The 8,946-nt window shown below is 54.4% G+C and carries 12 protein-coding genes; 11 read left to right on the top strand and 1 reads right to left on the bottom strand.

Annotation, left to right across the window (positions count from 1 at the left end):
• Positions 1–57: 57 nt before the first annotated feature.
• The 4 genes from HBO10_RS29685 to HBO10_RS29670 all read left to right on the top strand — a co-directional run bounded on the left by HBO10_RS29685 (position 58) and on the right by HBO10_RS29670 (position 2,180).
• A complete protein-coding gene (locus HBO10_RS29685) occupies positions 58–402 on the top strand; it encodes a hypothetical protein (RefSeq protein ID WP_169904031.1) in 345 nt (114 codons plus the stop codon).
• Positions 403–703: 301 nt separating this feature from the next.
• Positions 704–1,540 carry a hypothetical protein gene (locus tag HBO10_RS29680; protein WP_169904032.1) on the top strand — a complete coding sequence of 279 codons (837 nt, stop codon included), beginning with the start codon at positions 704–706 and terminating at the stop codon, positions 1,538–1,540.
• Between the two features lie 30 nt (positions 1,541–1,570).
• On the top strand, positions 1,571–1,759 hold the full coding sequence (locus HBO10_RS29675; protein ID WP_169904033.1) for a hypothetical protein: 189 nt from the start codon (positions 1,571–1,573) through the stop codon (positions 1,757–1,759).
• A 73-nt stretch (positions 1,760–1,832) separates the two neighbouring features.
• Complete coding sequence (locus HBO10_RS29670; RefSeq protein WP_169904034.1) at positions 1,833–2,180, top strand: hypothetical protein; 348 nt, start codon at positions 1,833–1,835, stop codon at positions 2,178–2,180.
• Between the two features lie 396 nt (positions 2,181–2,576).
• Here the strand turns inward: HBO10_RS29670 and HBO10_RS29665 are convergent, their stop codons facing one another.
• Positions 2,577–3,134, bottom strand: coding sequence for a hypothetical protein (locus tag HBO10_RS29665; RefSeq protein ID WP_169904035.1), 558 nt, complete (start codon positions 3,132–3,134; stop codon positions 2,577–2,579).
• Between the two features lie 186 nt (positions 3,135–3,320).
• On the opposite strand from HBO10_RS29665, the gene HBO10_RS29660 reads away from it, so the two are divergent.
• The 7 genes from HBO10_RS29660 to HBO10_RS29630 all read left to right on the top strand — a co-directional run bounded on the left by HBO10_RS29660 (position 3,321) and on the right by HBO10_RS29630 (position 8,817).
• Positions 3,321–4,025: a hypothetical protein gene (locus HBO10_RS29660; protein WP_169904036.1), complete on the top strand. Its 705-nt coding sequence runs from the start codon at positions 3,321–3,323 to the stop codon at positions 4,023–4,025.
• A 118-nt stretch (positions 4,026–4,143) separates the two neighbouring features.
• Positions 4,144–4,323, top strand: coding sequence for a hypothetical protein (locus tag HBO10_RS29655; protein WP_116827117.1), 180 nt, complete (start codon positions 4,144–4,146; stop codon positions 4,321–4,323).
• Positions 4,324–4,418: 95 nt separating this feature from the next.
• Complete coding sequence (locus HBO10_RS29650; protein ID WP_169904037.1) at positions 4,419–4,919, top strand: hypothetical protein; 501 nt, start codon at positions 4,419–4,421, stop codon at positions 4,917–4,919.
• 94 nt (positions 4,920–5,013) lie between these two features.
• Positions 5,014–5,712, top strand: a complete 699-nt coding sequence (locus HBO10_RS29645; RefSeq protein ID WP_169904038.1) for a hypothetical protein — start codon at positions 5,014–5,016, stop codon at positions 5,710–5,712.
• Between the two features lie 98 nt (positions 5,713–5,810).
• Positions 5,811–6,212, top strand: coding sequence for a hypothetical protein (locus HBO10_RS29640; protein WP_169904039.1), 402 nt, complete (start codon positions 5,811–5,813; stop codon positions 6,210–6,212).
• Between the two features lie 144 nt (positions 6,213–6,356).
• Positions 6,357–7,649, top strand: coding sequence for an HNH endonuclease (locus HBO10_RS29635; RefSeq protein WP_169904040.1), 1,293 nt, complete (start codon positions 6,357–6,359; stop codon positions 7,647–7,649).
• Between the two features lie 139 nt (positions 7,650–7,788).
• On the top strand, positions 7,789–8,817 hold the full coding sequence (locus HBO10_RS29630) for a prepilin-type N-terminal cleavage/methylation domain-containing protein (protein ID WP_262378143.1): 1,029 nt from the start codon (positions 7,789–7,791) through the stop codon (positions 8,815–8,817).
• Positions 8,818–8,946: the final 129 nt, after the last annotated feature.

The following is an 8,946-nucleotide window of genomic DNA, read 5'->3' as shown; positions in this document are numbered from 1 at the left end:
GGACCCGTTGTTCTGAGGTAAATTGATAGCTTGTCCTGGGCAATATCTGGAAGAGACATGACTGAATATTCACCTACGCTTGGTACCCCGAAGCCTCCTCCACGACGCCAGCTCATCGTGGCAGCCTTCACTGGCTTTAACATGTATTTGATCGGAGGCATGGTTACTCTCGTGCATGTCCTGCCAGAAACAATTGGTCAATATCTCCTGGGGATGACCCTGCTCGTATGGGTTTTCCAATGCTCGGGCGGGCTTGTTTATGAGCTGTACTACCGCAAAGCAGCAGATCGAGCCTTTTGTGCCGCGCTGGTAGTCGTTTATGGGCTGGGCTACGTCTTGTGCATTCAGGGATCGAATCCCCAGCTCCCACCCCGCCTCAGGGCATTTCTACTAACTTTGTGATCAGCGCACTTATCATCGTTGCACTAGGTGCGATCGCTTCGTTCCTTACTCGATGGACAGTGTGGGGAGACTTTCGCCTCCGACTCATGGGGCTTTAACACACAGAGTCCTTCACAAGGCCCGGCATATGCCGGGCTTTTTGTTGTCCGGCACGAGCAGGTGCATTCGACTCCTCAGAGCAGGTTCCAAGTAGTGCTGTTGAACCCGAACGTCGCTGCTTGGGCGGTTCTGGCACACGCAAAGCACCCTGATACTGACCCTATCGAAACACAGGTTCTAAACACATTCAGGAGTATCAAACATGAGTTCAACCGTTACCACCGGCAAACTGATTGGCGCATTCCGCGGTCAAGACGGCCAGCCTTGCTATGTCATGTTTGAGCAAACCTACGAATCGAACTGCTACCCCCACACCCCTCGCTGGAGCGCCCGGGCAATTGGATCGTCATCGCAGATGATTCGCGCGATCTTTCGTTCTGCCTCGGCCTGCGAAGGCCAATCGCTGGTAGGTGCTGGCGGACGGACAATCACGCCTGAGAGCTATATCGCGGGCTGGCTAGCAGAGATGGCCAACCCTGTCGCGATGGCCAACCTGGACATCATCCTTAAAGCTGGAAAAGAGTGGAATTCTCCGCTGACCATGAGCGCGTTCAACGACTCCAAGCCCGCGATGCAAGCACAGGGCTATGGGACACAGGTCGCGGCGCTTGAGGCCGGCGAATCCGTAGAGCTTTCCCTGTACGCGGACAGCAACCTCTTGGGCACCTTGTATGACGGCATGACTCTAGGCGCACACCGGGTTATTCAGAGCTACAACATCCCACTGAGCAACCCGCGTGACGAAAGCCTGGGCTACAAGCCTCAGAAGGCCAAGGCATACGACGTTACATCGCCGCGCTGCATGCAGGTCCGGGACAATGACAACGTCCTGATGATGGGCAGTGACGGACAGTGGCGCTGTGAGGGCTGGGCATACAGCATCGTTGCCCAGTTCGTAGCCTCGCTTTGGGAAGCAGAGGTTAAGGAGCCAGGCAGCTACCGCAAACGCATTCAGGCACTCCGAGCCTCGGTGGAAAACGCAGAGCCGATGCCTGCCACCGGCGTAAGGGTTATCGTCGACACGACCGTGAAGGTCTAAGACTACAAGCAGCGGACCATTGAGCGCTTGTTGGCGAAGGTTGAACACAGCTCTGTTGGTAAAGAAATCCACTTCGCTATGCCGCAAGGTCAGGACGAGATCTACTCCCTCACCCAGTTCCCTGCCGCAAACACGACTTGGGTCATCGACGCCAAGCCCGCGGCAAAGCCTACCCCGCAGCAAGCACCCATGGAGCAATTGAGTTTCCTGGCAGGCTGAATTCAGGTCGATCGTGCGGTGGCCAGTTACAATGCCGATCATGGCCACCGCGCATAAACTTCGGAGTGTATTCGTGAACAATCCCGCAACCACTGAACGCCCAGGTTTGAAGCTCCTCGCAATCGAAGCCAGGCCCGAGTCATTCGCTTTCCACTACAGCCGCGACGGCCGTGAGTGGGCGGTTGAACTGGGTGCGGTAGCGAGCGAGAAACTGCAAGACCTGATCAACGGCGCGTCCGACCTGGATCAAGCAACGCTCAGCGAGCTCCGCAAGTTTGGCCTCGTGGTGTTGAATCCGGATGGCGGAATTAAATACCCGGTCTCAGTGACCGAGATCGGATTCAGAACTGCCAAAGGTCTGGCCGAAATTCAAACCGCGCCAGCGGTGCCAGGCCGGATGCTCATCACAGACCCTGAGTGAGTTTATGATTACGACACAGCAACGCGAATACACCGTGGCCATGGCTTCATCCGGCAATAGCTATCTGATTCACCGTTTCTTCCACGAGGTGCTTTCAGGCGGGACGGGACAGGAATCGCATATTTACAGCTCAAAGTGCGGCAGCGTAGCTGTTCCAGGGATAGATCGGGATCCTGAGTTGGTAAAAACGTCAAAGCGCTGCAAGCGTTGCTTCAAATGAGTGAGCCCGGCACTGTCCGGGCTTTTTGTGACCTGCACTTGGACTCGCCTTTAAATCCTCAGTGAGGAATTCGCCCTAAGCTGAGGGATTGGTAGAGACGGGCGAGTTTATTCAGGCCCACCCCAGACATCAGGGATGTTCGGGGGAACTCAAGCTTGCGAATACTCAGATGAAGATTAGATAAATGCCGTTGGGCACGACTGTTCAATTGGATGCTGGACGGGACTTTTCCCGGGCGTTTGAAACTCATCACCGGCCAACACTCTCTCGCAAAGCTGCTTCACAAATGCAATATGAGCTGCTTGTTTGGCCCCTTTCTCCGTCGAGTCTTTGACTCTGACCCTTACAGACCCATGCAGAAAAGCGGCCTGCATGAATATCGAATGGGTATAGACATTTTTTATCAGGCAGCGGCGCTTGATTTCAGTAAGAAAGGTGATCGCATCTGGAGCGCGGGGTAACGTGTTGATGACGTGGGAGCAGACCTCCGCATGGGTTGCTAGATCCGGCACCACATCTGCGATGTAATCCAAAGCTACTGAACTGCGCGTCATCAAGGCATGACGCAAAGCGGTTTCACTCACAATCTCACATGATTCAAAGTCGAAGACCTCAGCATTGGTCGGAGCTATACGGCCACTACGATTCCCGCGCCTGGTGTTTGAAGCCGAGCCTTCTGGTGAACCATCAAGCCCGATTTCGTACATGGATCTACTTTCTAAAAGATTGCTCACTCAAATCTACCTTCTGAATCGAACAGCCTTGTAGCACGGCGTTTTTGACCCAGGCAATCCAATAACTGCAAGGATAAATCCGAGCCCAACAATTTAGTTCATTTGCGGTGAAAGCCTGAGGTTCTGCCACAACGAAAATGGCATCAGCATGTGATCATCTAGTCCAATGACTCATGAGTACAACCAATGAAATCCACCCTGACTTCGGCCGCAGGCCTGCGCTTCGTCAAGTTCGACATCGAGCGCTGCATTCGTATCGTGACTGAGGACGGCGAACATTGCCTGCCGATTGACCCTCGGCAGTGTGAAGACATTCTAGCGCCGATTGCCCTGGATGGATCGTTGAGCATCGGAGACCACCAGCGTTTGAATCTCATCACCATTGAAATTGGTGGCGCTTCCTACGCGGCTATGGACACCATCGATGGGGAGCTCTACCAGCGGGCTGCCAATGCAGAATCCGACGATTACTCGCACATCTTCTCAGAAGGTTCGTATGGAGGCGTCGTGTGGCGCGTTGTGGGCTACCTCTCCAACCGTCCTGGCGATGCCTTGCAGCTGAACAGCGGTAATGACGAAGCAGGCGTGCGGGCAGCCCTGGGCGCTTTCCAGTCGCTTCTTTCGCCAGCACCTGCACCCTCCCCAACTCGTGTGGTAGTGGAACTCTCCGATGGCGGCTTGGTGGGCATACATAGCCAACAACCTGTCGAGGCCATCGTTGTGTGCTTCGACCACGAGGATGAAAGCAATGGAAGTGTCAGCGAACAGGCACAGTGGTTCAAGGACAATGCCGGCAAGACTGCGGCGATCTGGCATCACCGCGACAATGCAACAGAGGAGATGCAGGCCTTCTTCGCCAAGGCAGCAGAGCGCTCCACCGCCCCAAGTTGAAACTCTGACCGCTGGCCCACCAGCGCCGGTATTCGGCAACTATTGTTATCGTCGAATTCCGAGATGTCGAGCGCGGTACCGGGCTAGAATCCACTTAACGCGTACTGAGGAGAACCCAATGCAAATTCAACCCGAAACAACGTATCGGTTCACTAAGAGCGGCAACCTTGTCCGCACCAAATCACCCACTGACTACGGCGGACGTGGCAACTGGGTTGTTGCCCGCATCGACACCGGAAAAGAAATGATTGTGCCGGGACGTGCTCTGATCGATCCCGACCATCCGGATTGGTCTTAGGGAGCGCTGGAAATACAGAGTGTGCCGTAGGTTCTGGCACACTCAGAGCGACCTCACAATGTGTCCATCATCCAGCGGACACCATCGAGGTCATCATGCAAGGTAACATCAGCTACCGCCCTTCCCCTTTCCCAATTGCCACTAAAGCCACCAACGGTTTCCGAACGCTGGCTGAACTCTGCACCTTGTGGAATGTGCTCAGCGCCGTATGCCTGACTGATGATGGTGCTGAACTGGACAATTCCTTTCTGCACTTCGACAAGGGAGACGACGTCGCCGATGTCTGGCACTGGTTTGAGCAGCAGAACCCCTTGTTCGTAGCAGCGAGTGCTGGGCAGCACATCGGCGATGACCATCCATTCCGCACCTTGGGATTGGTCGAACAGGCCCTGGCCCACGTCGCAAGCATTCACCCTTCCGTCACGCAAGTCGTCTACGGCGATGATCTGCGCTGGCGCTACTCGGCGAGCGGGGGCGCACCGGTAGCTTTCAATCGCACTGAAAACATCAGCCTTCTCGAAGACGCTGCTGATGAAGCATTCGACCGTGCACTGCAGAACGTGGTCCTCACCTTGGGCAAGGTTAGCAGTAGCTGACTGCCGGCACCTCCTCGCGGTGTACGTGCTTCTGGCACATGATAGTTGCCCTCACGATGAGAACTCATAACCGAGCTCACAAGAGGGCCACTAGATGAACACCCCACGAACTATTCCCGCAGCGGGTCTGCGATTCACGAAGTTCGCCATGGAGCGTTGCCTGCACGTTATCTACGACAGCGGCGAGCACTACATGCCCTTGGACGCCCGCCAGCGCGAAGAGATCCTTGCCCTGGTTGCCAATGCGACCAGGCTGACTGATGAAGACGCCGCCCGCCTGGCGCTCATTCACTGCGAACTTAACGAGACCATCAGTATCGTGCTGGATACCCTGGACAGCCCCCTGTACGCGCTGGCCAGCGACCCCAACGATCTTGAGCACATGCTATCAACTGGTCATTACGCCGGTGTCGTATGGCGCGTGGTGGGCTTCCTGTCTGATACCCCGGACGAAGCCATTCAACTCAACGTCGGGACCTGTGAGGCGAGCGTGCGTCAGGTGCTGGAAGCATTCGAATCCTTGGTTGAGGCAGCAACTGCCCCAGTCCGCCTTGTGGCAGATGTCACTGGTGGCGCACTGCACGGCATCTATGCCGAGCGACCGGCGGAAGTGGCATTCATCAGCCATCACCGTGACGACCTGGACGAGGAGCAGGTCCGGGAAGGCTACACCGCCACCAATGGCCAGCCAGTGGCTATGTGGCTGCAAGACTCTACTGGCGGCGAGAAAATCGTGGTTGACCACTACTTCACCGAGCTCAAGAAATCCGCGCAACGGAGCGCGGCGGCTTAAACTGGGCATTCGTCGCGCCGGCGTCATGCTGGCTATCTCCGGTGCCGCTGGATCAACTGGATGCAGTGGCACCCAATTCTGAATTATGAGGGGGCATCTTGGCTGGGGAAATTTCTGTAACGTTCGGCTTCTACTTCTGCGTAGAGCCACAAACGGTTGAGGGCAAGCAAACTTCCAGCCTTTACGACCTGGTCGAACCAATTGATGAGACGTTGGCTGGACGCTTCTTTCAAGCGGAAGATGAAAATACGAGTCGTTATGCATACGGTTGTGCCAGCGGGTGGTTCGGGCAGGAGATGACAGGCACAGGTAATCTGCCTGCCGGGGACCGCTGGGCAGACTTCAAAGTCCGCAACGGGGATTTCGAAGCGCTCAAGAAGGAGTACCAGCGCTTCATTGAAGACGACAACGTTATTCAATTGAAAGCGTTGATGGATGAGCACTATGGACCGGACTCCTACGAGATCCGCCTGGGATCATTTGCCGGTCAATCGTTCTAAGCCACTTCCTCACTTGATATGCACCCCGGGCTGGTATGGCCGGGGCTCTGTCGCCGGCTATCCAATCCCAGGGTTATCACCGATACTCGTGGCCATCTGCCCTACAGCACTTGTAGCGCGCATCTAACGAGTGACGGATCACCCATGACCACGCTGGCCCGGGGGCGCAAAACCACCCCGACTTCCAAAGCCAAGCCAAAGAAACCAACGGGACGGTTGAGCCGCGCCCAATACGCTGGTTACGAGGCATGGCTTCAATTCAAAGTGGCTTACGTTCTCTATCTGGATGAAAGCACCAGTACAGCAGACCACTCAGAATACGCTCAGTGGTTCGACGGGGGCGTACTGGGCTCGCGTGCGTTTCACCACGACGCTCAAACCCTCACCTCGACAATCAACTTCTCCAGCCTCATCACTTCCCGGCCCGACACCGTCATCGAGGAGGATTTATCAACGCTTCCTACGCACCTGTACGCCCTGGACGTTGAAGACATAGCCGACTTTACGGGTGATGACGTCGTGCAGGCCTGGGAGAGCCGTGCCCACTCTTGTGGCTCACAAGAAGCTGCGGCCGAGATGTTTGCCCTCTACAGGGTGTTGATCGGGGACGATGAGTTTTATGCCGGCGCAACCACCTACCTTTACCACCCAGACGTATTGGCCATCTTCACCCCGATCGCCGAGGCAGAAGCGACAATTCAGAAAGTGTTGGTCGATCTGGAAGCGGCACACGTGCAGGGCCCGGTGATCGATACCCTGCCAGAGGCTGTGGAAGTACCACTGCTCAGCCTGGGCGACATTCGAGACCTCAGCACGGAGCAGCTTAAGTCCGCTTGGGCAAACAGGCCGGATAGCTTCGCGTCACTTGAGGCTGCTGCAGAAACACTGGCCATCCTCCGATCGCTCAACTCGGCTCAGCTGGAGAAGTCCAGCTATCGATTGATGATGGATCACGAACTGATACAGGAGCTTGGGGATTCGCTTCCAAGCGAAAGCGAAGCATCTGCGCCGTCGCCATCAGTCGAGCTGGCCATGCTCAAGGTCGACCGGCGAACAGTGCGCACGCAGGTTTCAGTTATTCGCCCAGGGCAAGCCAATTTTCGGGGGACCATGTTTGCCAGGTACGGAGGGGAGTGCTGCATCTCTGGCTGCAGAGTGGATACCCTGCTGGAAGCTGCCCACATCATTCCCTATCGCGGAGATCAAACGGATGATGTAAGAAACGGGCTGCTGTTGCGGGTAGATCTACACCGCCTGTTCGATGCGCACCTGATAACAATCAATCCGGTCACACTCAGGGTAGAGGTAGCCAACTCCGTAGATGATGCTGAGTATCAAGCCTTAAACGGCAAGCGTATGTTCGTGTTCAGCCCGAAACCGAGGATTCTATTCCTGGAAAGCCATTTCCTAAAGTTCGTTGAGAACACCACATTATAACCAGTTGGTAATTTAAGCGCGCGGCGTCATGCGAAAAGTTAATATGTTAAAAAATGTTAGAAATTAACGTAGGTCTTTTGGGATGACATATTAATTGGATCCAGTATTTTCACGGTTCAATCAATTGGATATCTTTCTAATGCGACCTAAGCTAGACCTTGGCCCTGGCCATGCAGAGGTACAGTCAAGGCAACATATCTCCCGGCATGAATCGACTCAAATTAAGAATCAAGCAGGTTTCACGATGCTTGAACTGTCAATTGGCCTAGCAATAATGGCAATTATTGTTATCTACACCACGCCTAACTTGATCGAAGATCTGAATGAGAAACGTGCGAACATCACAGCTCAGGAGACACAAACGCTGATCGATGCAGCCCGCACTTACAGAATTCGAGAAGGGAAATGGCCAGGAAACGCGACTTGCGCAGATGCATTTTTGGTTCTTCAAAATACAGTACCTCCATTTCTCACTGGGGCACCAGATAAAAACAGATTTAACTCTCTGGTTACGCCGTCCTGCACTCAATATACATTCAGCATTGATCAAACCATCATCAAGGACTGGTCAGGAGTTGTTGCCAATCTTTTGCCATCGACAAAGGAGGTCGACACGTCAAAATCGCTCATTCGCACTACAATCGGCATCCCTGGCACCGAGCCTGCCCTTGATTCCAAGCTTTCCAGGATTGCGACTGGAAACGCCGAACTCAACCGTATGAGAACCGAATTACTTCTCGGCGGAAATGATATTTCTGAAGTAAATGAGATAGCTGCTGTATCGGGGGTTTTCAGCGGAAATCTCTCGGTAAAGGATGCGACCCTGTTACATGGGCTGCTGACCGCAGAAGGCGAGTCTCAGTTTATGAAAAAAGCAGTATTCAATGACTCTGTAGTTCTAACAAAGATTGTTACAGCCAAGACACCTTGCCCCGAAAATGGCGCGCTGGCGAGGGATGCTACCGGTATGACCCTATCTTGCCAGAACGGACAATGGGCTGGTAACGGAGGTCTTGAAGGGCCGTACGCTGTGACCGGATCAAATCTGGGCGCATGGAAAATGTGCACTCTGAACTATGGAAGCGGTAACGCCAAGTCGCTCAGCTACAGTGGCGGAAATTGGTATTATTCCGGGAGCGGCACACAAATAGTCTATTGCTATCGCTAATTGTGTCGGGGTAGATGGTTAGAAACTCAGCTAGGAATTCGACCGTAGTTTCGAACCAGAGGTGGACGAAGGGTAAATGCTCACATGCCCTGCTTGCGTAGGCTCTCCAACTCACGACTGAGCTTGCCA

Origin of the sequence: Pseudomonas sp. WS 5503, from assembly GCF_012985385.1 — a bacterium.
Classification (GTDB): Bacteria; Pseudomonadota; Gammaproteobacteria; order Pseudomonadales; family Pseudomonadaceae; genus Aquipseudomonas; species Aquipseudomonas paracarnis.
This window is presented reverse-complemented; position numbering and strand designations above follow the sequence as displayed.